Origin of the sequence: Luteimonas sp. 3794 (assembly GCF_031456825.1) — a bacterium.
Taxonomy (GTDB): Bacteria; Pseudomonadota; Gammaproteobacteria; order Xanthomonadales; family Xanthomonadaceae; genus Luteimonas.
In genome coordinates this window covers 680,636-705,951 of record NZ_JAVDVJ010000001.1, presented here as the reverse complement: position 1 = coordinate 705,951, position 25,316 = coordinate 680,636, and the positions used below count along the sequence as shown (strand labels likewise).

Below are 25,316 nucleotides of genomic sequence, written 5' to 3'. Positions count from 1 at the left end.
TCCGGTGCCGCCACCGCGACATCCGCTACACGCGTCAGCGCCCACGCTGCGCCTTTCCCCTTCCTGGATGCACGATGCGCCTGCTGGCCGGTTGCGAACTCGTCGTCGAAGCGGAGGTCGATTGCGCCGTCGTGGCGATGCTCCGTCCCCGCAGTGGCGATGCCCAGTGGCTGGTCAGCGAGCACTACGCCTTCGATCCCGACGTGCGCCCCACCGAGTTCGTCGATTCCTTCGGCAACCTGTGCCAGCGTTTCGTCGTCCACAGCGGGCGTATGCGCATCCGCACCGAACTCGAAGTCGAGACCGAACGCGACATCGCGGTCGCGCCCTGGAGCGCGCCGATGGCGCCGGCCTCGCTGCCGGATCACGCCCTGCAGTACCTGCTGCCCAGCCGCTACTGCCCGAGCGACCGTGCCTTCGAGCGCGCCCAGCAGATTGTCGACGAGGCTGGCCCGCGCGCCGGCCAGGTCGGCGCGATCGTCGCCTGGATCCGCCGCCACATCGAATACCGCTACGGCGTCAGCGACGCCACCACCGATGCCTTCGACACGATGGCGCACGGCGCCGGCGTGTGCCGCGACTATGCGCACGTCGGCATCACCCTGTGCCGCAGCCTGCGCATTCCCGCGCGCATGGTGGTCGGCTATCTCCACGGCCTGGAGCCGATGGACCTGCATGCCTGGTTCGAGGCCTACCTCGATGGCCGCTGGTACACGTTCGACGCGACCCAGTCGGCGCCCCGCGGCGGGCGCATCGTCGTCGCCTACGGACGCGATGCGGCAGACGTGGCGTTTCTGACCAACTACGGCCTGCTGCAGACGGTCGAAATGCAGGTCTGGGTCGGCGAGAAGCCCTGACCGCCCAAACACGCAGGGCGTCACGACTGGCCGAAGGTCCAATGCCGCGCGCGGCGCGCACGTGCTGACATCCGGCCACTGGCCATCTCCCCACGCGGCCGGATCGCGACTGACGCCGTCGGCCGCGCCACCTGTGTGCGGCCCGCGGGCCGTGGGAGATGTCCGATGTTCCGAGTGTCCGATCGCCGCAGTGCGCGGCTGCTGCGACTGCTGCTGATCCTGTTCGTTGTCACATGCGCCTCGGCCGCGCAGGCCGCCTGCCGCGATGCGGTGGTGCTGGTGCACGGCAATGCCGGCACGCCCGCGCAGTTCGACAATACCTACGTGGAACTGCGCGCCCGCGGCTGGACCGATTTCGAGATCCTGCGGCCGAACTGGGGCAGCAAGACCTGCGCGGCGTGCAACGATCACAGCGGCAGCGAGGAGACGCCCGTACTCGACGCGCTGGTCGAGGCGATCGCGCGTTCGTGCACCGGCAGGATCGACGTCATCGGACACTCGATGGGCGTGACGCTTGCGGCCAAGCAGATCGTCAACTACCGCCTCGCCAACGAGGTCGCCAGCTTCGTGGGCATCGCCGGTGCGCATCGCGGCCTCTGGAGTTGCGGGACGTATCCCTGGAATGTCGTCACGTCGACCCTTGGCGCGCAGGGCCTGTCGGTCAACAGCCCGTTGCTGGCATCACTGGCCGGCAAACCGCTCGGCATGAAGACCTACTCGATCAAATCATGGATCGACCAGATCGTCTGCTACGGCGGGCTGTGCACGGTCGGCGGCGTGCACAGCTCCACGTTGCCCGGCGAGAACGCGAGTCACACGATCGCCACCGGACACTTCGGCCTGCTGACCGACACCGCGGTGCTGCAGGTCAATCTGATCCAGTAGCGCGATGCATGCGTGCGACGCGGCGCACGCTGCGTCACACGCGTCACGACAAACCGAGAAACACCCGCATGCGCGCGAGTTCGGCATCGAGTCCATCGCGGAACGCCGCATCGCGCGGTGCCTTGCCTTCGACGTAACCCAAGTGCGCGTCCAACGCGCCGCCGACGACCGACACATTGCCCCAGCCGATCACACGATCGCCCCACAACAGCGGCAGCGCGTAATAACCGAGTGTGCGTTTCGGCGCAGGCGTATAGGCCTCGAAGCGATAGCGCCAGTCCCACAGCAGTTCGAAGCGACGCCGGTCCCAGACCACGGGGTCGAACGGTGTCAGCAGGCGGACCTCGGCATCGGGGCGCCAGCGGCGACTCCGCGGCGACTCGTCTGCCGGCCAGATCCAGTCGACACCCTCGATGCGTGAGCCATCCAGCCGCGCGCGCGAACGTGCAAGTGTCGCGGCGCGCGCGGCGTGCCATTGCGGCACCCCGCGTCCGAGATACGACATCAGCTGGCGCAGGCTGGCTGCAGGCAGCGGCGCGTACTTGCGCACCAGCAGATCGAGCATGAGATCCAGGCGCCGGTCGATCTCGTCCGCGTCCAGCCCCGTCGCGTCCTGCTCGCGCAGTGCATAGACCCGCGTGCCGCCGTCACGCCGCGCAACGCGCAGCAGACCGCGGTAGTGCATGCCGTCGAGCAGTTGCGTGCTGGCATTCGAGGAGCCGCCGAACCAGTTGCTGACCTTGCCGTGGGCGAAGTGCGCGTCGACCTCGCGCGGATGCACCGCGCCACGTTCGGCGATGAAGTCGCGGACCGCATGCGCCTGTCGCCAACGCGCCGGCGTCCAGTCCTCGCGCGCGACGCGCGGATGCATCAGTGCCTGGGTGGCGCGCGGCAGGAAGCCGTAGTTGACGAAGAAATCCTCTTCCAGCGCCAGCCGTGGGTAGCGCCGTTCCAGGTCGCCGGCGCGATAGTCGACGACCCGATGGCGCAACGTCAGATCCTGCGCACGCGCCGGCGCGCGAATCGGATCGGCCTGCACGAAGCCCAGCTTCGTGACCGCGCGCATCAGCGTGGTCGGCTTGAACAGCGAGCGCGTCACTGCGTGGCGGCGCAGATGATCGAGGGTCAGCGGCGGCATGGCCGCATGATGCCAGTCGCCGTGTCGGTAAGCCCGCACACGCTGCCATGCCCCCGCCGCACGGCTTCGACCGGTATGCCCGGGATACGTGCTCTGGCGTTCACGAATCGGGGCCTAGTGTCTTCGCATCACCCCCCTCCAGGAGTCCCACGCATGCGCTACCCAATCGCATTTGCAGCCACCCTGTCCGCATTGGTGCTTATCAGCACCAACGCGTTCGCCGATCCCCCGCGCCACGCCCAGGGCAAAGGCCCGCCCGCGCATGCCGGGACGCCGCATGGGCGCCAGGGCCATGACCGCACGCCCCCGGGCTGGGAGAAGCAGGCATGGCGTCGCGGTGATCGCCTGCCCTTGGCGGAACTCGATCGCCGTTATTACGTCGACGATTACCGGGCGCAGCGCCTGCATGCGCCGCGCGACGGGCAGCGATGGGTGCGCCAGAACGACGACCAATACCTGCTGATCGAGGCCGCCACCGGCATGATCCTCGAGGCGCTTTCGCGCTGACAATCCGGCGAGCGTCGGCCTGACCCGGCCGGCGCGCGTTCTGGTCACGGGCCGGGCGGGCGCCATGGCTGGAGCGCCCGGAGACAGCGCCGCTCGTCATCTCTCGGCGACGAAGCCTGTGGAGCCGGCTGCACACGGTGCCATGACCGGTCGATCCCGCCGTGCGTCGTCTAGCACCGCGCCACTCGATAGCGCGAGGCATGCCGTGGACGTGCGAGATGGGCTTCCAGTGCATCGGGGAGGCCGGCGGAGAGAGCATTCCTGCCGCGGCGTATGCGTGAAACATGCAACGTCCATGACGCTTGCCGTGTGCAGCACCCGCATTGTGATTCGTCTGCATGACGACGGAATCCGACAAAAAAAAACGGGCGCCCTGAGGCGCCCGTTTTGTTACGCATGTGTCGAGTGGATCAGAACGCGTATTCGGCCGTCAGACCGAGCAGCGCGGTCGAGCGCTTTGGGCCTTCGAAGCGCACACCGGAGACCGGATCACGCACGTCGCCGGACTTCGCACGGTAGTAGTCGTAGTGCACACCGATGCTGAAGTTCTCGGTGGCGTTCCAGCCGGTGCCGACGCCGGCGTACCAGCTGTTGCGGCCATCGCTGCCGCCGCTCTCGAGGCCGAGATCCTGGCCGACCGAGTTGTAGTAATCGACGTTGTTATCGGACGCGCGGAAGAAACCGCCACGGCCGCTGACGTACCACGCCGGCGCCACGTTCCAACGCGCGTTACCACCGACCTGCCAGCCACGCAGGGCATTGCGGTCGGCGCGCTGGTTCACGTCGTCGCTGTTGTTGACGTTGCGGACCTCGATGTTGCCCAGGTCCGTGTAACCGCCCTCGACGCCAAGGCCGAAGCTCGGCGCGAGCTTCCAGCGGTAACCGCCGACCAGGCCATAGCCGGTCTTGCGGCCTTCGCGGCTTTCGAACACGTTGAAGTCGCCGGTACCGAAACGACCGGCCGTGCCGCCGTCGGTGCGGCCGACGTTGCCGGCAATGAAAGCGTTGCCTTCACCGACCTGCAGGTCGGGACGATAGGTATCGCCGCCCATGCTCTGGGCGAAGGCGGTGGGTGCGCACAGCGCAGCCGCGATCGCGGCGGGAATCAGGAGCTTCTTCATCGGGGCCTTCCTTTTCTTGGTCTTGGACGCCACGGTCCGGTGGACAGATCGCGCGTCTGCGGGGGAAATTCCGCGACGCCAAGTGGACGTCGCGGGCCGCAGTAGAGACCTCCGAGGCTGAAGCGCACACAAACCTTCACGCGCGATGCACGTAATCAAGGCCGATGCATTCAAGCTGCGTTTACGGCGACGAGGAACCGCGCGCGATCACGGCGGTCAGAACGCACGGTCACGCGTGGCGCGCACGCGAATGTCTCCGACGGTTCAGGGCGCAGTCACAGCGCCAGCACCTGGTGCATCCACGCCGTCGATACGCGCCTCGACCTCGAACATCCCCGGTCGGCTGCCCAGACTCTCGACACGCACGATGTAGCGGCCGGCCGCGAGCTGCGTCGACAGACGCGAGTTGGTCCCTGTTCCACCGTCGTCATCCTCGAACGTGCCACCCGGGCCGTCGACATGGAGCACGGTGTCGAACTCGTCGGAGCGCGCTTCGACGCTCACCCGGGCCGCATCCGGCACGTCGAGCACGAAGCGGCGACCGCCGCCGCCCTCGACCCGCGAGATCGCCACCTGTCCCGACACCAGCGCAGTGCCGTCCTGCATGACCATCCCGCCCGGCACCGGCGCATAGCGGACGGCCAGGGTGAAGTCGCCGCGGCCTGCATCTTCGAGGGCGGCGGCATTCAAGGTATAGGCACCCGGTTCGAGGAACAGGCGCAGCATCGCATCGGTGCCGCCGCCACTGTCGTCGTTCTCCGCTTCGACATTCGGCCCACGCACGCGCAGCATCGCGTCGAACGCGCCCGATGCCAGCGTGATCGTATACAGACCCGGCCGCTCGACCTGCAGCGTGTAGTCCTTCGCACTGCCCGTGAGCCAGTCCACGATCTCGCCCTCGCCCACCAGCGGCTTGCCGTCGTAGGCCTCGATGGCGTTCGCGGCCAGGCGGAAGGGGCCGTAGGCATCCGCGCCGCGACCGTTGACCGCCACCACATAGTCGCCCGCCGCTTTCGCGCGGAACGCCAGGCCCGGACCGTCGCCGCGCGCGATGAGCTGGTCACCGTCGAATACCGCCAGCGTGCCGGCGAGTGGGCCTTCCAGCGACAGCGACACCGCCTGGTCTTCGGCCAGCGGCAGCGAGAAGCGCTGGTACCGGCTGCCGTCGCTGTAGTTGACGCCGCTCGATGAGGTGATCTCGCCGGCCACTTCGCCGTCGATCGCCAGTGCGCCGGTGTCCGGTTCCCTCTGCCCAGTCGTCGCGGCGCGGTCGCCATCGCCGGATCCCGACACGTTGAAGCCACAACCCGACACCAGCAATCCGGCCGAGACGGCCAGGCTCAAAGCGGCAATGCGCATGCGACGACTTCCGAAGCGTGGACGGAATCCGTCCGGAGCCGCGATTCTCGTCGAAGCGGAAGCAATCGGACAGCGGTCCGACGCGGACCGGTTACGATGCCCGCCCGAATCGTCCCCGACCCGTGATGCCCCACGCCACCGGCCCCCTGCTGACCTGCGACACCGCCGAGGCGATGCGCGCCGCCTTCCGCGCCGGCGCGCGCGAATGGACCGGCTCGCTCGATCTGGGACACAGCGTCGACAGCGTGACCCTCGCTGAAGACCACTGGTCGTGGCGCGGCCATGCGTATCCGTGGCCGGAGCCGCTGAAGGATCGCACCGTCTATGTACTGGACGGCGACGCGTGGACCGCGATCTCGCGCTACGGGCGCTCGCTGATCAAGCTGGTGCCCACACACTGGGGGCCACCGACGTTCGAGATCGACGGCATCAAGATGCTGGTCTCGGCGCGGATCTCCCCGATCGAGGACGCGCGCCAGAAGGTCGCGCTGGTCGCCCCGCGCGGCAAGACGGTACTCGACACCTGCGGCGGCCTCGGCTATTTCGCCGCCTGCTGTCTCGAATCGGGCGTCGCACAGATCCGCTCGTTCGAGAAGAACGAGGACGTGCTGTGGCTGCGCACGCTCAATCCGTGGTCACCGGATCCGGATGCTGCCGAAATCGGCGGCCGCCTGCAGCTCACACACGCCGACATCTCGCAGGCGATCGTCGACATCGCCGATGCCAGCGTCGACGCGGTGCTGCACGACCCGCCGCGTTTCGGCATTGCCGGCGAGCTGTATTCGCAGGTCTTCTACGATCATCTGACCCGCGTGCTGCGCCGCGGTGGCCGGCTGTTCCACTACACCGGCGCGCCGAACCGCCTGACCAGCGGACGCGACGTACCGCGCGAAGTCGCGCGGCGGCTGGAGAAAGCCGGACTGAAGACCGAGCTCGCGCTCGATGGCGTGCTGGCGGTCAAGCGCTGACGCGAAGCGCGACGGGGTCGCACTCGCGCACCCGCATGCCCAAAAAAAACCACCGGATGCGCGGGCACCCGGTGGCCTGTTCGTGCTGCATGTCCGGCGGGCCTTCAGGGCCCGCCGTTTTGATCAGAACTGGTAGCGCACCCGCATGCCGTAGGCGCGCGCATCGTTGAGGAAACGTATGTTGAGCCGCGAGCCCACCAGCGCCTTTTGCGAGACATCATTGTCGAGCAGGTTGCTGCCATAGAGTTCGTAGCGCCAGCGACCGTCGAGCGAGGTGATGCCGATGCCCGCGTTGAGCGTGACCTCGCCGCGCTGGCGATCCGGGAAGCCGGCAACGGCCGCGGTTTCCTGGCGCACGAAAGCCCCGCCCTCACCCACGTACACCACATCCCGGTTGTTGTACTGGGTGAGGTAGTAGGCCGAGCGGTAGGACGCCAGCAGCTGCCAGTCGAGAGAGCCGAACGGCAGCTCGCTGAAGTGCTGCAGGCGCACGTTGCCGGTGAATCGCGACGCCAGCGGCAGCTCGTTGCCGCTGAGGTCGATCCGTGAGGTCACACCGCCGAAAGCGTAGTTCTGGCTGCGTGCGTCGCCGACAACGCCTTCCTTGATCTCGCTGTCGAGCGCCAGCGCATTGATATGCAGCATGAAGCCGGCGCCAAAGCGCGTCACGCTCTCGGCCTCGATGCCGTAGATCGCCGAACGGCCGATATTGCGGTTGACCAGCGAGTAACCGGCCGGCTCGTTGTCCTGATTGAGCGAGATCACTGCCAGGTCCTGGAACACCTGGTCGGTGTAGTCGTAGTAGAACGCGCTGACGTTGAATGTGCCCGGGCGTCCGAACCAGCGATGACTCATCTTGCTGCCGATCTCGTAGGCCTTGATCGACTCCGGGCTGAAGGTCTCGGGGATCACGTCGACGTCGAAGGTGTCATTGAAGCCACCGGACTTGTGACCGGTGGACACCGTGGCGTAGAGCATGTGGTCGTCGGTCAGGTCGAACTCGAGGCCGGTGCGCCAGTCGTTGAACTGGAAACGGCTTTCGCCGAACTGCTGGGACGGGATCGAGTTGACCTGCACCCACTCCTGGTACGGGCAGTCGATCGTGTCGCCGCCGATGTCGGGCCGGTCGACACAGCCGAAGTCGCCTCCGGCGGCCACGCCGCCGATCTGGTCGGCGATCGTGTCGCGCTGGCCATGGCGCAGGATGCCCTCCAGCAGGAAGCGCGCCTTGTCCGCGTCCGAGGTCAGGCCGGTCACGTCGAAGTTCGGGCGCTTCATGAAGGCGGGTGCGAAGCCTTCGGTGCCCAGACGCGTCGAGAAGTCGCCACCCACGCCCGGCAGGCCCAGCGCCCAGTTGCCGCCGATGCCGTAGCGCGACTTGGCTTCGCGGGTGCGGCGCACGCCGGCCTTCAGGCGGGTGCGGTCGTTGACCTCGAAGGTGCCGTCGGCGAACAGCGCAGTGGAGCGACCATTGACCTTCGGCATCGTGAACTCGGTGCCGGAGAACCAGGTGCCCTTGTCGGTCAGCGAGAGGTAACCGACCTGCTGGTCCTCGTTGAAGTGGAAGGCGCCGCCGGTCCACTGGAAGCGACCGTCACCGGCCGAGGACAGCCGCAGCTCGTGGGTCGTGGACTGCGACAGCGTCTCCCAGTACTGGGTGGAGAAATTGTCGTAATCGAAACCGTCGGGGTTGCCCGGCCCACGCGGACTGACGTCGCGGCCCGGCCACATAACGCCTTCGCTGGCGGCATTGGTCTGGCGGTAGTCCACATCGCGGTAGCTGGTGTTGTATTCGGCGACGATCGGGCCGAAGTCGTAGCTCACGTTGGCCAGCGCACCCCAGTTGGTGCTGTCGAGCGTGCCCTGCGTGCCGCGATAGACGACATTGCGCAAATCGAGATCGTCGGGCGAAAGGCCGGGGCTGTTGGGGCAGGTCTCGGGATCGGGGCTGCCGCAGGCCGCGCTCCAGATGTTCGCGCCCGGATAGCCGGTGCCACCCTCCTTGCCCATGTCCGCCATCGCGAACACGCTGAGCTTGTCGTCGGGCTGGTAGAGGAACGACACGCGCCCGCCCTTCTCGTCCTGGATACCGGCCGGATCGAGGCGTGGATCGCCCGCGTTGCGGAAGGAGCTGTCCTTCTCGACGCTGTAACCGGCCAGGCGCAGCGCCGCCCAGCCGCCGAGCGGCAGGTTGATCGCGAACTCGCCCGCCTGGTGATCGCGGTTGCCGGCTTCGAGCTGCACGTAGCCGCCGAACTGTTCGAGGTCCGGCCGCTTGGTCACGATGTTGAGCGAGCCGGCAAGCGCATTGCGCCCGCGCAGCGTGCCCTGCGGCCCTTTGTTGATCTCGACACGTTCGATGTCGTAGAACATGCCGCCCAGACCGCGCGGACGCGCGATGTAGGCGCCGTTGATGTGCGGCGCCGCGCCAGGATCGCCCAGTTCGGTGTTGTTGGCCGAGCCCACGCCACGGATGAAGATCTCCAGGTTGCCTTCCTGGTTGGACATGCTCAGGCCCGGCACCACCGCCTGGATGTTGCGCAGCTCGTTGTTGATGCCGAGTGCGCGGGCGTCGTCCCCGGAGATCGCCTGCGCGGTGCCCGCGTACTTCTGCAGATCCTGCTCGCGGCGCTCGACCGTCACGATCACCGCGTCGAGCGTCGACGCCTCATCGTTCGCGGGCGGTGCGGTCTGGGTGGCGGTGTCCTGCGCAGCAGCGCTGAAGGCCATCGTGGCAAAGGCGAGCGGCGTGAGCGCGAGGCGCAGCCGCGACCGGCGAAGTCGATCCATGTGTTCCCTCCCCAGGGAGTTTCGAAGCGTTTGGATGCATGCGGGTACACGCGAGGGCTGCGACTTTCGGTGCGCATGACAACGCTGTCAAGTTGCAGGGCAGCATGTGGCGCTCCGCTAGACCGGGAGAGAAAGCCATTCGCATGCGTGGTCGATTCCCGCATCAGGTCAGGCGACCTGGTTGCGGACGGAGGAGAGTTACCCGCGCGACGCGGATAGCAGCCCGCGCCGCCGGAACCAGATTTCGACCGGCACCGTCGCCAGCGGTGGAATGGCGGCGAGCAGGGCGACAAGCACCGCCCACCACGGCCAGCGCAGGCGGATCCACGCAAACAGGCTGACCGCGAGATACAGCAGGAACGCGACGCCGTGCAGGCGGCCGAAGAGCCACACACCCAGATCAGTGGTCTGCGTGCCGTATTTGAGCAGCATGCCGATCAGCAGACCGGCCCAGGTCAGCGCTTCGAGGAACGCCGCAGCGGCGAAGATACGGCCGGTGGGAGACAGCGGACGGGGCGACATGCGACGTTCCGTGGACAAGGCGGCGCAGTGTAAGGGCGCCGCTCCCGTGGCGCCTTCGATCGCCCCGGGCACGCAGGTGTCAGCGCGCGGACCAGCCGGCCGCGTGCGCGACGCCGAAGATCATCCGCGGCGGCAACTGGAAGATGAAATAGGGATTGGGCAACGGCGGCGCGCTCGCGGCGTCGAGTTGCGCCTGCTGCGCCGCGCTGAACGCGATGTCGAGCGACGCGATGTTCTGCTGCAACTGCGCGACGCGGCTCGCGCCGACCAGCACCGAGGACACGCCGTGCCGGCGCGCGACCCACGCCAGCGCGACCTCGGCCATCGAGCGTCCGAGGTCTTCGGCCACAGCGCGCACCGCATCGACGATGTCGAAATTGCGCTCGGTGAACAGCATGCCGCCGAAGGGGTTGTCGCCGTCGAGGCGTCCCCGGTCGCTGCCGCGTGCGGCGCCGTCGCCGCTCGCATCGCCGGGCAGGCGCGACACCCGCGCTGCATCGGCAAGCTTGTCGCGACCGTACTTGCCGGTCAGCAGCCCGGCACCGAGCGGGCTCCACGGCACCAGGCCCAGACCGAGCGCATCGCCGGCCGGCAGGATCTCCAGCTCCACGCCGCGGTCGAGCAGCGAGTACTGGTACTGCAGGCCGATCGGCGCCGGCAGGCCATGCGCCTGGGCCAGCGTCGCCACGCGCGCGACGTACCAGGCAGGGGTGTTGGAGAAACCGTAGTGCAGGATGCGGCCGGCGCGCACGGCGTCGGCCATCGTCTGCAGGACCTCTTCGGGCGGCGTCAGCCGGTCCCAGACGTGCATCCAGTACAGATCGACGTAATCGGTGCGCAGACGTGCCAGCGAGCCTTCGAGCGCGGTACGGATGTTCTTCGCGCCGTTGCCGCCGCCATGCGGGTTGTCCTGCGTGCGCGGGAAGCCGGACTTGGTGGCCAGCACGATGCGCTCGCGCAGGCCGCCGTCTGCGAGGAAGCCGCCCAGCATCTCCTCGCTGCGTCCGGCCGAATACAGATCGGCGGTGTCGACGAAATTGCCGCCCGCATCGACATAGGCGTCGAACACGGCGCGCGACGCAACGATGTCGGTGCCCCAGCGTTCGGCGCCGAAGGTCATCGCGCCGAGCGCGAGCGGGCTCACCAGCAGGCCGGACCGTCCGAGACTGCGGTAGTGGGTCAGATCCATGCGTATCTCCAGCCGTGTCGCCGGGGCCGGCGACCTGGACACAGGCTATGGCGGATCGCCGCGCTGGATTAGCCGTTGCCGGCCGCATGGGCCTGTGAGCACACTGCAGCAATGCAAAGGGGCGAACTCAACGATCTGCTGGCCTTCGCGGCCGTGGCCCGCGCGCGCAGCTTCACCAAGGCGGCCGGCACGCTGGGCATGTCGCCGTCGGCACTGAGCCACGCGATGCGCGGGCTCGAAGCGCGGCTGGGCGTGCGCCTGCTCGCGCGCACCACGCGCAGCGTCGCGCCGACCGAGGCAGGCGAGCGCCTGCTGTGCTCGCTGCGCCCGGCGTTCGCCGAGATCGAGCACGGCCTGCTGGCGCTGGGCGACTGGCGCAATGCGCCATCGGGCACGGTCCGCATTACGACGTTCGCGTATGCCGCGCAGATGGTGCTGGAGCCGAAACTCCCGGCGTTCCTGCTGGCCAACCCCGACGTGCGCGTGGAAGTGAGCATCGACAACGGACTCACCGACCTCGTCGGCGAAGGCTTCGATGCCGGCATCCGCTTCGGCGAACACGTCGATCGCGACATGATCGCGGTACGCGTCGGCCCCGACCTGCGCACGATCGTCGTCGGCACCCCGGACTATTTCGCACGCCACCCGCCGCCGGTCTCGCCGGGCGATCTCGATCGCCACGCCTGCATCGGCTACCGACTGAAGAGCACGGGCGGCGTGCTGCCGTGGGAGTTCGAGCGCGACGGCCGCGAATACAACGTGCGCACCCAGGGCCCTCTGGTGGTCGACGAAGTACCGCTGACGCTGGCCGCGGTGCGCGCCGGCGTCGGCCTGGGCTACCTGATGGAACACGAAGTTGCCGAGGACCTCGCCGCCGGTCGCCTGCTGCAGGTGCTCGATGCCTGGTGCCCGACGTTCCCCGGCTATCACCTCTACCATCCGAGCCGCCGCCAGACACCGCCGGCGTTGCGCGCCCTGATCGACGCCCTGCGGCACGTCGACTGAATCCGGTCGTGTGCCAGCGCGCGTCCCGATCGCATTCGCATGGTGGGCGCGAATTTTCAGGGTCCCGCGCAAAGGTCACATGCGGCTCACCGCGCCCTCGCCACCCTGTCGGTCCCCCACCGATCGATGGAGCCGTCATGAAGATGTTGAGGATTGTTGCCGCTGGTGCCCTGAGCTATTTCGCGTTCCGTGCGTGGCAGCGCAATCGCGGCGAACAGGCTGTGCCGCCGCGCCAGGATCTGCGCTCGCTCCCTGACGATGGTGCACGCACCGCCCCGCATGGAGATCCGCTGATCGCTGAAGAAGATCTCGATACGTCGGTGCCGCGCAGCACCTCGCATTCGAGCCCAGGCTTCGGCGCGCCCTGAGGTCAATACACAGGGTGCCGTGTGATCAGGGAATGTAGATCCAGTTCTGCGCTTCGCCGCCGTGATCGCGAACCTGCCAGTACGCACGAGACAACTGTCCTTTCGCACGTGTGCGTGAGAGCAGCCGACCACCGATTTTGGCGGTCGACGTCGCCTCGACCAACGCACGGCGGCCACCCGGTGACAGTTCGATCCGGGTGATCTCGTAGGTGACATCTACTGCCAGCAGCCCGCCCGTCTGACCCGACAACGCCTGCAGGGCCGTCAGGCCTTCACGTGCATCGCGACAGGTCTCGTCGCGCCGGGTATCCCTGCGCTCGTGGGTGCCGGCGACATAGTAAATGCCCTGCAAACGGTAATCCTTGGCCATGGAGGCGCACAGGGCGTCGCTGTCGAAACGGCGCGTCGCCTCCAACTGCGATTGCATGTGCGCACGCACGTCCGATTCCGAAATGCGGTGCCCGTGCTCGTACGCCACCACGCCGCCGACGACCAGGGCCATGCCCAGCAACAGGATTCTGATCACGTTCGCGTCCTTTCGATGATCCGGTGCGCGCGCCCCGCGGGACGCCGTTTGAGCCGACGTGTTCCGTGTCGGGCCTGGCCCGGATCTTAGATCCTGGATGCGGCGTTTTCCATAGGCCGCACGCCGGGATCGACGTTCTCTCACGGCCCGCGGGCGTCGCCCTCTGGTGCCTGCGCAGGACCGCATTGCAGCTGCTCTGCCTGCCGATGGGACGCTGCATCCATCTGCCGCTGCCACTGCTGACCCGCCTGCGATTGCTGCAGGCGCTCCATTGCCTCGCGGATTGCATCGCCGCCGTTGCGCAGCGAATCCAGTAGACCGTCGACCGGCGAGCGCGGACCCTCGACGACACGCGCCTCAAGTTGCAGGGCGATGGAGGCCAGCGTCTTCGGTCCAGCGATACCGTCGACATCGAGTCCTACATCGCGCTGGTACACGCGCACCGCGTATGCGGTATTCGGTCCGAAGCTGCCGTCGGTCGCGAGCGCTCGACCGTCCTGCCCGACATAGTCGAGGCGCGCGAGATCCGCCTGCAGTGCGCGAACGGCGTCCCCTTCTGCGTCCTCGCGCAGCAACCTGTTCGCGCCCGGGTTTTCGCCGCCTGTTCGCGCAGCAGCCGCCGTGATGTGCGTCCGGGCGTCGGGATCGATCGCCGTCGCCGCACGCCAGGCCGCCTCGCGCGACAAGCCCTGCGCGTCCGCCCGTGCGTAGGCCTCACGCATCCGGTCGAGCGCATCGGCACTCTGTTCGAGTGTGATGTGCGCCCGGTTGGCGCCGCCGTAGTGGCTACGTCCGTCTTTGAACGGATCGCCGAAGCTGGCCCACTCGCGTGCCAGGCCGAGTTGCGCCTGCTCACGCGTCACATTCGCGACCCCCACGACGTAATCGCGCACTGCCGGCTGCTTCTCGCGCAACAAGTAGTCGGTGAAGATGCGGTCCTGCAGTTCGGGCGTGAACGGCGTGTCGCGCGTAATGCCGAGGCGGGCCACTGCTGCATCCATCGTCGAGGGAATGATCTGGTACTTGCCTACCGCGAACACGCGGTCCGGATCGTGTCGTGGCAGATGCTGCAGGTCCTGCAGTTCGCCGACGGTGAGCCTGGAGAAGTCGGTCGGTGGTTCGCCGGGGCGGATGCGCTCCCGCCCGTCGCCATCGACATAGGTACCGCGGTTGAAGGCGTTGTAACCGGCGGCGCCAGATTCGCCGCGATACATCAGCGCATGGAGCGGATTGCCCATCGTCGTACTCCCATCCGTGGAAACTCTCGGCCGTCCTGGCCTTCGCGTGATCGCGCGCCACGTTATTGCGTGGATGCAGGCACGAACTCCCATGCCGTGATCTGCAGTCCGGCGTCGTCGCCTGCATCCTGCCAGGCGTCGACCTCGCCGAAAACGCGCACTTCAAGATTCTGCGCGTTAGCGGCGTGGCCGAATCGCACCAGACAGCGCGCATCGCTGCTGCACGACTGCAGCTCCGGGAGTGCATCGCAGATGTGACACGCGGTGAGCTGCGGGCTCCGCGCGCACACGGCGGCGGCATCGTCGCCGACCATGTCCGCCCGGCACGTCGGGCTGGCGCGGGGCGTCCAGCCGTGCGCGAGTACGCGTTCGCGGAATGCGGCATAGCCCATGCCGGTGTGCAGATCGGCGACGACCGCCTCGACGTGCGTCTTCGAAGACGACGAGGCCTCCACAGCTGCAACCGTCGATGGCGCGACCGGTGCGTCTGCGTTGCCGCATGCAGCCAGCAACGCAACGACCGCGAAGGCGATGACGCGAAACGCCCAGATGGGTCGATGCATCCCTGCGGCTCCCGTGGGCGGATCGCCCGGTCCATGTGCTCGATCCTCTACCCCGCGCGCGCGCCGCTCAAGCCGATAAATCCGAAATCGGTGTAGGTGGCGTCAGCCGGCTGCTGTGCAGCCCCTGATGCCACGTCACTCGCGCCGCATCTCCCGCCACCACGCGCTGCCCGGCTGCGGCGCCGTCAGGTCGACGCGTTCACCCATGCGCGGTGTCGCAAGGCGCACGCCCTGGTCGGCGGCGATCGCGCTGACGCGTTCGAAGGGGTCGTCCCAGGCGTGCATCGCCAGATCGAAGGTGCCGTTGTGCACCGGCAGCAGCACGCGTGCCTGCAGGTCGAGGTGCGCCTGCACCGTCTGCTCGGGCTGCATGTGCACGAACGCCCAGCGGCGGTCGTAGGCGCCGGTTTCCAGGGCTGCAATATCGAACGGTCCGAAGCGGCGACCGATTTCGGCGAAGCCGTCGAAATAGCCGGTGTCGCCGCTGAAGAACAGTTTCAGACCGGCGTCGTCCGCCGTGCTCGGTGGATCCTCGATCACCCACGACGCCCACAGCGTGCGATCGGAATCGAGCAGGCCGCGACCGGAAAAATGCTGCGCCGGCGTCGCGGTGAAACGCAGGCCGTCGATCTCGGTCGACTGCCACCAGTCGAACTGGCGCACGTTTGCCTCCGGCACGCCCCACGCGACGAGGCGATCGCCGACGCCTAGGGGTGCGAGGAACACGGCGGTACGCTGGGCCAGTGCGACGACGGTGTCGCGATCGAGATGGTCGTAGTGATCGTGCGACAGCACCACGCCACGTAGGGGCGGCAGATCCTCCAGCGCGATCGGCGGTGCGTGCCAGCGCTTCGGCCCTGCGAACGAGACCGGCGATGCGCGTTCGGCAAACACCGGATCGGTGATCCAGAAGCCGCCGCGCAGCTTGATCAGCAACGTCGAATGGCCAAGGCGGTAGAGGCTGCGGTCCGGGGCGGCGTCGAGCGCGGCGCGGGTCATCGGCAGCACCGGCGTGGGCAGCGGCGGCGTGGTGTCGCGCGGCTTGTTGAACATGAAGTCCCACCACAGCTTCGCGCCGTTGGCGAACCCCATCGGCGGACGCGGCTGCGGATTGCGGAAGCGCCCCTCGGCGGATTGCGGGGATGCCGGGTGATCGGCGACGGGTTGGCTGGTGCGGACGAAGGATAAGGTGCAGGCACTCACGGTGAGGACTCCGAGGACGAACAGGATCGACAGGCACAGACGCCGAAGGATCCGGCGGCGCGGTTTGACGGGGAAGGACATCGCGGATCCAGAAGACAGGAACTACACGGTGCAGTGTAATTATTGAGGCCGGAAAGTAAACCCCTCGGTGTAAACTTGCGGCATGACCACCGCTGCCGATACGCCGACCCGCCTGACCGACCGCAAACATGCGGCGATCCTCGATGCAGCCGTGGCCGAATTCCGTGCCGCCGGCTTCGAGGCGACGACGATGGACCGCATTGCCGCGGCGGCCGGTGTGTCCAAACGCACCGTCTACAACCATTTCCCCAGCAAGGACGCGCTATTCCTGCGCATCCTCGAGGAGATGTTCACGCGTGGCGTGGGCGGGCCCGATCTCGCCTATCGCGCCGACCGGCCACTGCGCGCGCAGCTGATGGAACTGGTCGAGCAGAAGCTGCGACTGCTCGACGACCCGCATTTCGTCGACCTCGCCCGCGTCGCCATTGCCGCGGGCCTGCATTCGCCCGAACTTGCCCGACAGATGCTCGAACGCCTCGGCGACCGCGAGGAAGGCATCACGACCTGGGTGCGCGCCGCGGCCGCGGACGGCCGGTTGAAGACGCCTGATCCGCTGTTCGCTTCGCACCAGTTGCAGTCGCTGGTCAAAGGCTTCGCGTTCTGGCCGCAGATGTCGATGGGCCAGCCTGCGCTCGATGCCGCCCAGCAGCGCCAGGTGGCCGAAGGCGCGGTCGACATGTTCATCGCGCGCTACGGCTGACGCAGTGACAGCAGCGACGGGCAGGGCGCGCGCAACGCTGTGCGCTCAGTCCTCGACAGGTCCGTAGCGCAGCCACAGGCTGGCCATGCGCGCATCGTCGAACACGCGCGCATCCAGCCCCTCGCCCATCGCCGACAGCACGCAGTACTCGACCGTGTCGAGCCCGTGCGGTTTCACGTGGGCGATCCGCAGGCGTCCGAGTCGCGGGCCGACGTCGTGCACCACGCGCACCCATTCCGCCTTGGTCAACGCCGATCCGGCCAGTTCGTCCACCAGCAACAGCAACTGCGCCGGCTGCGCTTCGACGGCCTCGGCGATCGCATGCCAGTACCGGAGGGTGTTGGCGAACGTGCCCACGCCGCGGACATGCGCGTGCAGGAGTCTGCCCGGCTCTCGACGCAGCTCGATCTGCAGGTCGTGCATCGTCGCCTCCTCGTCGACCGTCGGAACGCTGGCCGCATGACGCTCGAACAGCGGCTCTCGGACCATTAACGCGCCGGCCCGCGAAAATCATATGAAACCCTGGATAGCAGCGCTTGGGGTCCCGGATCGCATAACCGAAGGCCGCGCCGCGATCCGCAGGTCCGGTTTTCTGAATGACGGACTTTCCGGCGGCGCCCGGCCAGTGATGCGGCCGCTCGCCCTGCCCGGCCGACCGGCGCACTGCATGGATCCTGGCGTGCCGCCCTCTCCGCCGCTCGTCCGCCGTCGCGCGCATGGTGTCCTCCGGCCCGGCTATTGCGCGACCGCGCCGCCCAGATGCGTCGACAGGAACGCGAGCAGCCGCGTATAGAACTCGCGCCGATGCGGTTCGGTGTAGAAACCGTGGCCTTCGTTGGGGTAGTACAGGGTTTCCACCGCCGCGCCACTGCGCTCGAGCGCGCGCTCCATGCGCTGGCTGTGGACCAGCGGCGCGCGCAGGTCCTGTCCGCCCGCCGCGAGGAACACCGGAATCCGGATCCGCTCGGCAAGCGTGATCGGCGAGCGCGCCGCGAGTGTGTTGCGCGCGCCCATCCATTCGCCCGCCCAGGTGCGGCCCGAACGGCTCCCCGCGGACTGGTCGCGGTGCAGCCGCTCCAGGTCATAGACGCCGACATAGCCGACCGCGCACCTGTAGAGGTCCGGCTCGCGCGCCGCGCCCATCAGCGCCGCATAGGCGCCGTAACTCGCGCCGTAGATGCAGATGCGGTTCTCCTGCGCGACGCCCGTCTCCACCGCCCAGCGCGTTGCATCGGTGAGGTCGTCCTGCATCGCGCCGCCCCATTCCTGCGCGCCGGCGTCGAGATGCGCGCGGCCGTAGTTGCCCGAGCCGCGGTAGTTCACGCGCAGCACCGCGTAACCGGCAGCCGCGAGCAGTTGGCTGTCATCGTCGAAGGCCCAGTGGTCGAACACGCCGAACGGCCCGCCATGCGGCACCACCACGAGCGGCACCGGTCCGGTGGCGTCGCGTGGCTGCGTCAGGTAGCCGTGGATCTGCCGGCCATCGCGCGCAGTGAACGCCACCTCGCGGCTGCCGAGCATGTCGGCAGGATGGAACCACTCACGCTGCGCGAAGATCCGGCTGCCGGTTTTGGCCACGGTGTCGAACAAAATGTAGTCACCGCTGTTGCGATCGCTCCACAGCAGCACCAGTGCCTGGCGCCCGTCGGCACTGGTCGAGGTGATGTGGATCGCATCGCCGTTGAACGCCGGTTCGAGGCTGCGGTACAGGCGCGCGGTGGGATGGGCTTCGTCGAAGAAGCGGTTGTGCACCCGGTCACGCATGAAGGAGGCGCCGATTGGCGTGCGCCCATCGAGTGCGTAGAGGATCCGGTACGGGTCCACTGTGGTGTCGCGCAGCAGCTCGGTATAGCGGTCGGTGGCGGGATCCCACGCAACGATCGCGTCGGGGCCGTCGGGTTGCTCCACCTGCAGGTAAGCCAGCCTGCCGTCTTCCGAGAATCCCAATGCGTACGCGTTGCGGGTCTGCGAAGCGGTCGCGTCCACCAGTCGCCACGGGCTCGCATCGTCCTCGCGGTAGAACAGCTTCTGCACGTTGTCGGCATTCGCGCCGGACGCGAAGCGCACCCGGCCTTGCGCATCGGCAAGGAACTGCGCGCGCCGCACCGGCACTGTCGCCACCGGGTCCCGGCGCCCGGTGTAGATGTCGAGTCGTTCCACGCGCACGTTGGGATCGCTGGTCTGCGGCACCGCCGACACCAGCACCTTGCGGCGGTCGCCCGGCAAGGTGTCGAACAGATAGACCGACGGTTCGAGCAGCAGCTGGATCGAGGTATCCAGAGGTCCTCGCGCGCCGTATGGGCTTGCGAGCAGGCGCGGATGACGACCGTCCGCATTCACCGCGTGCAATTCGCCGATCGACGTCGGCTCGTCACGTGATCCACGCTTGCTGGCGAGCGCGACCAGGATGCGCTCGTCGTTCGCCCACCAGAAATCCTCGACCACCGAATCGCGCTTGCCCACCACCTTGGCGGTCGGCGTGTGATCCGATGCGCGCACGACCGCAAGCGCGGTGCGGTCTTCAAGCGCGGTGATCACCGCGTAGTACGCGCCGTCCGGCGAAATCTTGACCCGCTGGAATTGCGGCTGCCGCAGATACGGCGCGAGATCCACAGCAGGCGGTTGCGCCCCGACGACCATCGGCACCACGCACAGCAGCCCCACGCACACGCGACGCATCCAAAGCGCCATGAGCTTCCCCTGTCCTGAATGTCCCCGCCCGCATCTTGCAGACGCATCGGCGTCCCGTCCATGCCCTAACCATTCGGTCCCCCACCACGCGGCTCGCCATCGGTCGAGGGGGTCACATGAAGCCTGCCTGTCGGAACGTGCGACGCAAGCAGATGAATGCTGCGACCTCGCTCCAGATTCACGGCGGGGCGTGCAGCGTCCCGGTTCCACGCGCCGCCATCGACGCGGCGCACCTTCCAGACAGCTACAGGACATCGCATATGGGACTTCTCAGAATCGCCGCCGCGGGTGCACTCGGCTACTTCGCGTATCAGGCCTGGCAGCGCCGGTCGCCCGCCACGCCCGCCATCGACGACGATGCGCCCGCGGACCGCCCGCTGGTGACCAATGTCTCCGATCCGACCAGCCCCACGTCCCACCAGGACAGCACCCCGGCCGCGCAGGGCGGCAACGGCCACTGACACAGCCGTCTTCCGCACATGCACTGCGGACGCGATGGCTTCAACACCTGACGGAGACACCAATGGATTCGATCAACCGCAACCAGCCCGAGCACAACCGGGAAGACCTCGCCGGCACTGATGCCGCAGCCCGTATCCGGGAGATGACCAAGGATGCCGAGTCGTGCTTCTTCTGCACCACGCCGCTACCCGGCAGCGACACCGGCGGCACCCGCCCGATGTCGGTCGAGGAGGCGGACGAGGCCGGCGCCATGTGGTTTCTCAGTGCGTCCGACAGCCACAAGAACGCCGAGATCGAAGCCGATCCTGCCGTGCGCCTGTTCTTCCAGGCGTCCAAGCATTCGGGATTTCTCGCCCTCGACGGCCACGCGACGATCAGCCGTGACCGCCAGCGGATCGAGGACCTGTGGAATCCGATCATGAAAACGTGGTTCACCGAGGGCAAGGACGATCCGCGCATCACCGTCATCCAGGTCCGCCCCACCGGTGGGTATTACTGGGACAACAAGCACGGCGATTTCGTCGCCGCATCGAAGATGGTGGTCGGCGCCGCGATCGGCAAGACACTCGACGATTCCATCGAAGGCCGCGTCTCGCCCTGATCGGCTGCCTGCGGGGCGGCATCGTGCAGCCGCCCCGCACCGCCCTGCCAAACGCGGCATGAGCGGTTCAGGCGTGTCGCCGCTATGCGCCGTGGCGCTCACACCGCCGCACGTAGGCTGCACTTGCGGACTCCCCCGCTCCGCCTGGCCCCTGTCGTGAAATCACTCAATGCACTGCTTCGCCGTCATGCACCGGCGCTCACCGCCCTGGTGCCCCCTTCCCTGCTGAGCCGCGGATCCGCGGGTGTACAGCAGATCCAGACCACGATCCAGGACGCATTGTCGTCCGCGGGTATCCGCGCCGATCGCGACGCCAGCGGCGTGCAGAAAACCATCCAGGACGCGCTCCAGCAGGCTGGACTGCTGGCGCCCGACCCGCCCGCGCAGACGCCGGCGGCCGATGACGCAAGCCGGGCACACGCTGCATCCGCAGACGGGACGACCCCGCGCCTCCATGGCGCCGAGCCGACCACGCGTGTCGCCCGCGGCGCGGTCGCCGAGCACAGTTACAGCAACCATGCCGGCGCGCGCGCCTACACCTTGTACGTGCCGCCGGGGCTCGACACGCCCGAGGCGCCGCCTGCCCCGCTGATGATGATGCTGCACGGCTGCACGCAGACGCCTGCGGATTTCGCAGCCGGCACGCGCATGAACGCGCTGGCCGATGCGCATGGCGTCATCGTCGTCTACCCGGCGCAGACCGCGCGCGACAACGGGCAGAAGTGCTGGAACTGGTTCCGCAGCGAGGACCAGTCGCGCGGTGCTGGCGAGCCCGCGGTCCTGGCTGGCATCGTCGAGGACATCGTCAGCGGTCACCGCGTGGACAGCCGCCGCATCTATGTGGCCGGCCTGTCTGCAGGCGCAGCGATGGCGGTGATCCTGGGCCGGACCTATCCCGACCTGTTCGCCGCGGTCGGTGCGCATTCGGGACTGCCATTCGGCGCGGCGACCGACGTGCCCGGCGCATTCGCCGCGATGCAGGGCCGCAGCAAACGCGCAGCGACCCCGTCGCCCACCGCTGCGTCACGGGTGCCGACGATCGTGATCCATGGCACCGCCGACCACACCGTACGCGCCGACAACGGCAATGCGATCGTGGCCGATGCGACGGCAGGCAACGCTTCGACCGCGCCGCTGCGCGCCGAAGCGCCTGAGACCACCAAGGTCAACGGCCGCGACTGCATCCACACCGCATACGTTGATGCCGAGGGACACATCCACGTCGAGCACGTTGTCGTGGCGGGCGCCGGCCACGCCTGGAGCGGCGGTGATCCGTCAGGCAGTCACACCGATGCCAAGGGGCCGGATGCGTCCGCGTTGATCCTGGCGTTCTGCCTGCGCCACGCGCACTGAAACCCTCAGGGCAGCCGAAGCTGCCCTGAAGTGTCGAACGGTTCTGCGACTGCGTGCCTCAGGGGCCGCACTGCCAGCGACCCTCGAAGGTGCGGCTCGCGCCATCGGCGCGCTGGTAGGTCAGCGTGGCCGGCCGCGGCGGCGATTCGCCACCGCCGATCGCCGCGCCCGTCTCTTCGATGCGGATGGTCTTGCCCTGTCCGGTGAAGGTCGGGTTCTGCGTCATGCCATCGAAGCCGCCCGGCGCGCGCACGGGTTCGACATAACCGGCGACCTTCACGATGCCCTGCGCAGGGTCCTGGGAACCGACGACGCCCATGGCATACAGCAATGGCGGCTGGTCGTCTTCGGAGAAGCTGCAGGCGAGTTCGCCGGCCAGATCCGCGCTGCCCAGGTCGGTTTCGCCCAGCGTGTCGAGCACGATCTGTGAGCCGTCGCCGCCGACAGTTCCACTCGCAGCGTCCGACACAGGTGCAGCAGGTTCGGTCGCCACATCGTCGGCGGCCGTTGATGTCGGCGCGATTGCGGGTACTTCGGCATCGGCAGCAGGTGATGCAGCGTCATTCGCCGGCGCGCACGCCGCGAGCAAGGCGGTGGCGCATACCGCGATGGCCAGAGCTTTGGCGATGGGCGTGGGTTGAGCGGCGACGGATAGCGTCTGGGACATGCGAACCTCCTGCGTTGCGGCCGCGACGACACCGGCGGCCCGGAGCGTCGATCGTCGCCGCGCACGCCTTCGCATTCCGTGAAGCGCGCATCGACGCGCACATGCCGTCCGCACACAACACGACCCCTACACTCGGCGCATCGTCACAGCACGCTGCGCACATCGCATGCCGCAACTCACAACGCCCGATGGCCGCTATCTGATCGTACGCGGCCGCCTATGGCGCACCAGCAATCCGACCCTTCCCAAAGCGGAACGCCAGCGTCTGGTCGACGCGCTGATGGATGCGCGCCGCGCGGTCAAACACGCGAAGCAATCGAACGAGGTCGAGGCCTTGGCAGATGCGCGCCGCGACGTCGACGCCGCCAAGCACGCACTCGGCGAACGCGGGCCGGTGTGGTGGACCGACGGCGCGCAGGACTACACCCGGCCTCTGGTCAAGAACTCGCCGTATGCGGAGTGGTACGCGAAACGCGATGCGTCGCCATGCGCATCTTCATGATGCGCGCGGTGTTTCACGCTCGGGATCACGGCGCTTCGATTACTTCCGCGAGCCGCAACACGTCGATGACGAAATCCGCGTAGTCATCGTCTGGAAAGGCGTGGGTCTCGCGGCGGTGGATCTGCCGCACCGCCACGATGTCCTGCGTCGGCACGATGACCAGATACTGGCCCAGATAGCCGTTGGCGGAATACGCCTGCGTCGGCCCACGTTCCTGGGCGAACAGATCGGTGAGCCGGATCCCGCGCCCGGTGATCTCGGCGCCGTAACGGTCGCCCCAGGCCGGACCGAGCCTCTGCGACAGAAAGTCGATCAGCTCGCCCTTGCTGGTGAACGTACGGCCCGTCGCGGCGACCACCGCCTCGCGCACATCCGCAGCCACGTCTTTGTCCACGAGGAACGCGTCCGCATCGTCTTTGAGCGTGTAGCGCTCCCACGCCGCGTTGCGCCACCACAGCAGGCCGACATCGGCCGAACGCGCGCTTTCCGCCGTGAGCATGTCGACAAAAGCCTCGCCGAGGATGCGTTCGCCGCCGGGCGCGACGCCCTTGTCCAGCAGCAGGCGCCCCACTTTCGCGAGATCGCGCGCGGACATGGCTAGGCCGGCCATGCCCATCGGCGTGCCGGCTTCGTCGCGCATCCACGTGGACTGCGTGATGCCCAGCGGCGCGAAAATGCGTGTGGCGACATAGGTATCGATCGGCTCGCCGGCGAGTCTGCCGACGATTCCCGTCAGCAGGTTGGTCGCCTTGTTGTTGTAGGCGAAGCTGCTGCCGGGATCGCTGGCCAGTTCCGCCGCAAGTGCGAGTTGCACCAGGTCCGGCGCGCCTTCGAGTTCGACGCCCGCGTTGGGTACGTTCTGCAGACCCGAGGTGTGGTCGAGCAACATGCGGATGGTGATGTCGCGCTTCCGGCCCTGTGCCCATTCCGGGAATACATCGCTGACCGGCTGGTCGATCGAATCGAGTTTGCCGTCCTCGAGCAACAGCCCGATCGCCAGCGCGACGATCGACTTCGTCGCCGACATCAACGCGACCGGTTCGGGACTGGGGGACGTGGACATCTCAAGCAGCGTTTCATTGCCCCGCTGGATGAGCAGCGCATCCGAGTGCGTCGCGGTTGCCTTCGCCTCGATGGTCGTCAGGGCGTCCGAGACCTGCAGCGGATTCGCCGCAAGGCCGGCCGGAAAAGCGAACACGAGACAGGCGGAGACCCACATGGCGCGCATTGAAAAACTCCTGGGCGAACGTCAGCACATATGTTGACTACACGTGTAGTCAACGCCGCGTGCCGAAAGTCATTGCTTGCCGCGGACAGCCTGCTGTCCCGGGCAGGCCCCGCACGCATGTCACGTGCAGATCGACATGCAGATCAAGTCGTCATGCGACGCACGCCGACCCGCGCTTGCATCCGGTTCGGCAGTGCGTGTGCGGTCTGCGTCAGGTGTCGCGCGCAGACGCGAGCGGCCTGATCCAGGCCACATCCAGTGCGAAATCGCCGGCACGCCCGTCGCCGATCAGCAGGCCGATCTCCTCGACCCTGGACAGATCGAGCGTGCGCCCCTCGAGCACCGTGCCGCGATACGTCGGCTGCATCTGCGCGAAGTCGACGCTGACCTCGGTCCATTCGCCCGCGCGGGTAGTGAAATCGCCCCGCCACGACACGTTCGAGCCACGGTGTCGCGCATCGGTCGCGACACGCAACTGGTAGGCGCGGCCATCGCCGCGGACCCGCAGGCACATGGCCGCGGCGGCGCTGAAATCGAACGCGCCGCGTGCGCGGATCGACGCGAAGCCGCCGTTGTCTTCCAGCGATGTCGTGCCGGCGAATGTCAGCACGCCGTCACGCACGTCGACGCGGCTGCACGAGTGCCCACCCATCACATCGTCGTCGAGGGTGATCCAGCGCGCGTCGTGCAGACCGGCCGGGAACACTGCAGGTGGTCTGCTCATGCGACCGCCGCCCAGGGGGCGTCGACGTGTGCTTCGCTTGTAACGGCTGCCTGCGCAACGCATCCGTT

General features: G+C 67.8%; 26 protein-coding genes. 11 read left to right on the top strand and 15 right to left on the bottom strand.

Features of this window, described 5'->3' with window-relative positions:
* The first annotated feature begins 74 nt into the window (after positions 1-74).
* Positions 75-857 carry a transglutaminase family protein gene (locus J2X52_RS03075; RefSeq protein WP_310148467.1) on the top strand — a complete coding sequence of 261 codons (783 nt, stop codon included), beginning with the start codon at positions 75-77 and terminating at the stop codon, positions 855-857.
* 165 nt (positions 858-1,022) lie between these two features.
* Positions 1,023-1,742, top strand: coding sequence for an alpha/beta fold hydrolase (locus J2X52_RS03070; RefSeq protein ID WP_310148466.1), 720 nt, complete (start codon positions 1,023-1,025; stop codon positions 1,740-1,742).
* 43 nt (positions 1,743-1,785) lie between these two features.
* Here J2X52_RS03070 and J2X52_RS03065 read toward each other — a convergent pair whose 3' ends face one another.
* Positions 1,786-2,880 carry a crosslink repair DNA glycosylase YcaQ family protein gene (locus J2X52_RS03065; protein ID WP_310148463.1) on the bottom strand — a complete coding sequence of 365 codons (1,095 nt, stop codon included), beginning with the start codon at positions 2,878-2,880 and terminating at the stop codon, positions 1,786-1,788.
* A 153-nt stretch (positions 2,881-3,033) separates the two neighbouring features.
* Between J2X52_RS03065 and J2X52_RS03060 the strand changes: the two genes are divergently transcribed.
* Entirely contained in the window at positions 3,034-3,387 is a 354-nt protein-coding gene (locus tag J2X52_RS03060) for an RcnB family protein (protein WP_310148459.1), read from the top strand.
* 410 nt (positions 3,388-3,797) lie between these two features.
* Here J2X52_RS03060 and J2X52_RS03055 read toward each other — a convergent pair whose 3' ends face one another.
* A complete protein-coding gene (locus J2X52_RS03055) occupies positions 3,798-4,508 on the bottom strand; it encodes an outer membrane beta-barrel protein (RefSeq protein ID WP_310148457.1) in 711 nt (236 codons plus the stop codon).
* 264 nt (positions 4,509-4,772) lie between these two features.
* Positions 4,773-5,867, bottom strand: coding sequence for an ABC transporter substrate-binding protein (locus tag J2X52_RS03050; RefSeq protein ID WP_310148455.1), 1,095 nt, complete (start codon positions 5,865-5,867; stop codon positions 4,773-4,775).
* Positions 5,868-5,992: 125 nt separating this feature from the next.
* Between J2X52_RS03050 and J2X52_RS03045 the strand changes: the two genes are divergently transcribed.
* A complete protein-coding gene (locus J2X52_RS03045) occupies positions 5,993-6,835 on the top strand; it encodes an SAM-dependent methyltransferase (RefSeq protein WP_310148452.1) in 843 nt (280 codons plus the stop codon).
* Positions 6,836-6,958: 123 nt separating this feature from the next.
* Here the strand turns inward: J2X52_RS03045 and J2X52_RS03040 are convergent, their stop codons facing one another.
* The 3 genes from J2X52_RS03040 to J2X52_RS03030 all read right to left on the bottom strand — a co-directional run bounded on the left by J2X52_RS03040 (position 6,959) and on the right by J2X52_RS03030 (position 11,336).
* Entirely contained in the window at positions 6,959-9,625 is a 2,667-nt protein-coding gene (locus J2X52_RS03040) for a TonB-dependent receptor (protein ID WP_310148449.1), read from the bottom strand.
* Positions 9,626-9,823: 198 nt separating this feature from the next.
* Positions 9,824-10,147: a DUF3817 domain-containing protein gene (locus J2X52_RS03035; RefSeq protein WP_310148448.1), complete on the bottom strand. Its 324-nt coding sequence runs from the start codon at positions 10,145-10,147 to the stop codon at positions 9,824-9,826.
* Between the two features lie 79 nt (positions 10,148-10,226).
* Positions 10,227-11,336: an aldo/keto reductase gene (locus tag J2X52_RS03030; RefSeq protein ID WP_310148444.1), complete on the bottom strand. Its 1,110-nt coding sequence runs from the start codon at positions 11,334-11,336 to the stop codon at positions 10,227-10,229.
* A gap of 111 nt (positions 11,337-11,447) precedes the next feature.
* Here J2X52_RS03030 and J2X52_RS03025 point away from each other — a divergent pair, with 111 nt between their 5' ends.
* Positions 11,448-12,341, top strand: a complete 894-nt coding sequence (locus J2X52_RS03025) for a LysR family transcriptional regulator (RefSeq protein ID WP_310148441.1) — start codon at positions 11,448-11,450, stop codon at positions 12,339-12,341.
* A 137-nt stretch (positions 12,342-12,478) separates the two neighbouring features.
* The gene (locus J2X52_RS03020) at positions 12,479-12,709 is read left to right on the top strand and encodes a hypothetical protein (RefSeq protein ID WP_310148438.1); all 231 of its coding nucleotides are present in this window, start codon (positions 12,479-12,481) and stop codon (positions 12,707-12,709) included.
* Positions 12,710-12,734: 25 nt separating this feature from the next.
* Here the strand turns inward: J2X52_RS03020 and J2X52_RS03015 are convergent, their stop codons facing one another.
* From J2X52_RS03015 to J2X52_RS03000, 4 genes are all read right to left on the bottom strand, one after another.
* Positions 12,735-13,235 carry a hypothetical protein gene (locus tag J2X52_RS03015; protein ID WP_310148437.1) on the bottom strand — a complete coding sequence of 167 codons (501 nt, stop codon included), beginning with the start codon at positions 13,233-13,235 and terminating at the stop codon, positions 12,735-12,737.
* Positions 13,236-13,375: 140 nt separating this feature from the next.
* Complete coding sequence (locus J2X52_RS03010; protein ID WP_310148435.1) at positions 13,376-14,473, bottom strand: peptidoglycan-binding protein; 1,098 nt, start codon at positions 14,471-14,473, stop codon at positions 13,376-13,378.
* A 62-nt stretch (positions 14,474-14,535) separates the two neighbouring features.
* Complete coding sequence (locus J2X52_RS03005; protein ID WP_310148433.1) at positions 14,536-15,036, bottom strand: hypothetical protein; 501 nt, start codon at positions 15,034-15,036, stop codon at positions 14,536-14,538.
* A 135-nt stretch (positions 15,037-15,171) separates the two neighbouring features.
* Entirely contained in the window at positions 15,172-16,320 is a 1,149-nt protein-coding gene (locus J2X52_RS03000; RefSeq protein ID WP_310148431.1) for an MBL fold metallo-hydrolase, read from the bottom strand.
* Between the two features lie 82 nt (positions 16,321-16,402).
* Here J2X52_RS03000 and J2X52_RS02995 point away from each other — a divergent pair, with 82 nt between their 5' ends.
* A complete protein-coding gene (locus J2X52_RS02995) occupies positions 16,403-17,020 on the top strand; it encodes a TetR/AcrR family transcriptional regulator (protein ID WP_310148426.1) in 618 nt (205 codons plus the stop codon).
* Positions 17,021-17,065: 45 nt separating this feature from the next.
* Here J2X52_RS02995 and J2X52_RS02990 read toward each other — a convergent pair whose 3' ends face one another.
* Entirely contained in the window at positions 17,066-17,509 is a 444-nt protein-coding gene (locus tag J2X52_RS02990; protein ID WP_310148423.1) for a hypothetical protein, read from the bottom strand.
* A gap of 246 nt (positions 17,510-17,755) precedes the next feature.
* Positions 17,756-19,660, bottom strand: coding sequence for a prolyl oligopeptidase family serine peptidase (locus J2X52_RS02985; protein WP_310148836.1), 1,905 nt, complete (start codon positions 19,658-19,660; stop codon positions 17,756-17,758).
* Positions 19,661-19,971: 311 nt separating this feature from the next.
* On the opposite strand from J2X52_RS02985, the gene J2X52_RS02980 reads away from it, so the two are divergent.
* From J2X52_RS02980 to J2X52_RS02970, 3 genes are all read left to right on the top strand, one after another.
* Positions 19,972-20,172, top strand: coding sequence for a hypothetical protein (locus J2X52_RS02980; protein WP_310148420.1), 201 nt, complete (start codon positions 19,972-19,974; stop codon positions 20,170-20,172).
* Between the two features lie 62 nt (positions 20,173-20,234).
* The gene (locus tag J2X52_RS02975; protein WP_310148418.1) at positions 20,235-20,774 is read left to right on the top strand and encodes a pyridoxamine 5'-phosphate oxidase family protein; all 540 of its coding nucleotides are present in this window, start codon (positions 20,235-20,237) and stop codon (positions 20,772-20,774) included.
* Between the two features lie 156 nt (positions 20,775-20,930).
* Positions 20,931-22,127, top strand: coding sequence for a PHB depolymerase family esterase (locus tag J2X52_RS02970; RefSeq protein WP_310148416.1), 1,197 nt, complete (start codon positions 20,931-20,933; stop codon positions 22,125-22,127).
* A gap of 58 nt (positions 22,128-22,185) precedes the next feature.
* Here J2X52_RS02970 and J2X52_RS02965 read toward each other — a convergent pair whose 3' ends face one another.
* Positions 22,186-22,794 (bottom strand): hypothetical protein, encoded by a 609-nt coding sequence (locus J2X52_RS02965; RefSeq protein ID WP_310148413.1) that lies wholly within the window; start codon positions 22,792-22,794, stop codon positions 22,186-22,188.
* A 166-nt stretch (positions 22,795-22,960) separates the two neighbouring features.
* On the opposite strand from J2X52_RS02965, the gene J2X52_RS02960 reads away from it, so the two are divergent.
* Positions 22,961-23,296: a hypothetical protein gene (locus J2X52_RS02960; RefSeq protein ID WP_310148411.1), complete on the top strand. Its 336-nt coding sequence runs from the start codon at positions 22,961-22,963 to the stop codon at positions 23,294-23,296.
* A gap of 25 nt (positions 23,297-23,321) precedes the next feature.
* Here J2X52_RS02960 and J2X52_RS02955 read toward each other — a convergent pair whose 3' ends face one another.
* Positions 23,322-24,524, bottom strand: coding sequence for a serine hydrolase domain-containing protein (locus J2X52_RS02955; protein WP_310148408.1), 1,203 nt, complete (start codon positions 24,522-24,524; stop codon positions 23,322-23,324).
* Between the two features lie 211 nt (positions 24,525-24,735).
* On the bottom strand, positions 24,736-25,248 hold the full coding sequence (locus tag J2X52_RS02950) for a CIA30 family protein (RefSeq protein ID WP_310148406.1): 513 nt from the start codon (positions 25,246-25,248) through the stop codon (positions 24,736-24,738).
* Positions 25,249-25,316 lie beyond the last annotated feature (68 nt).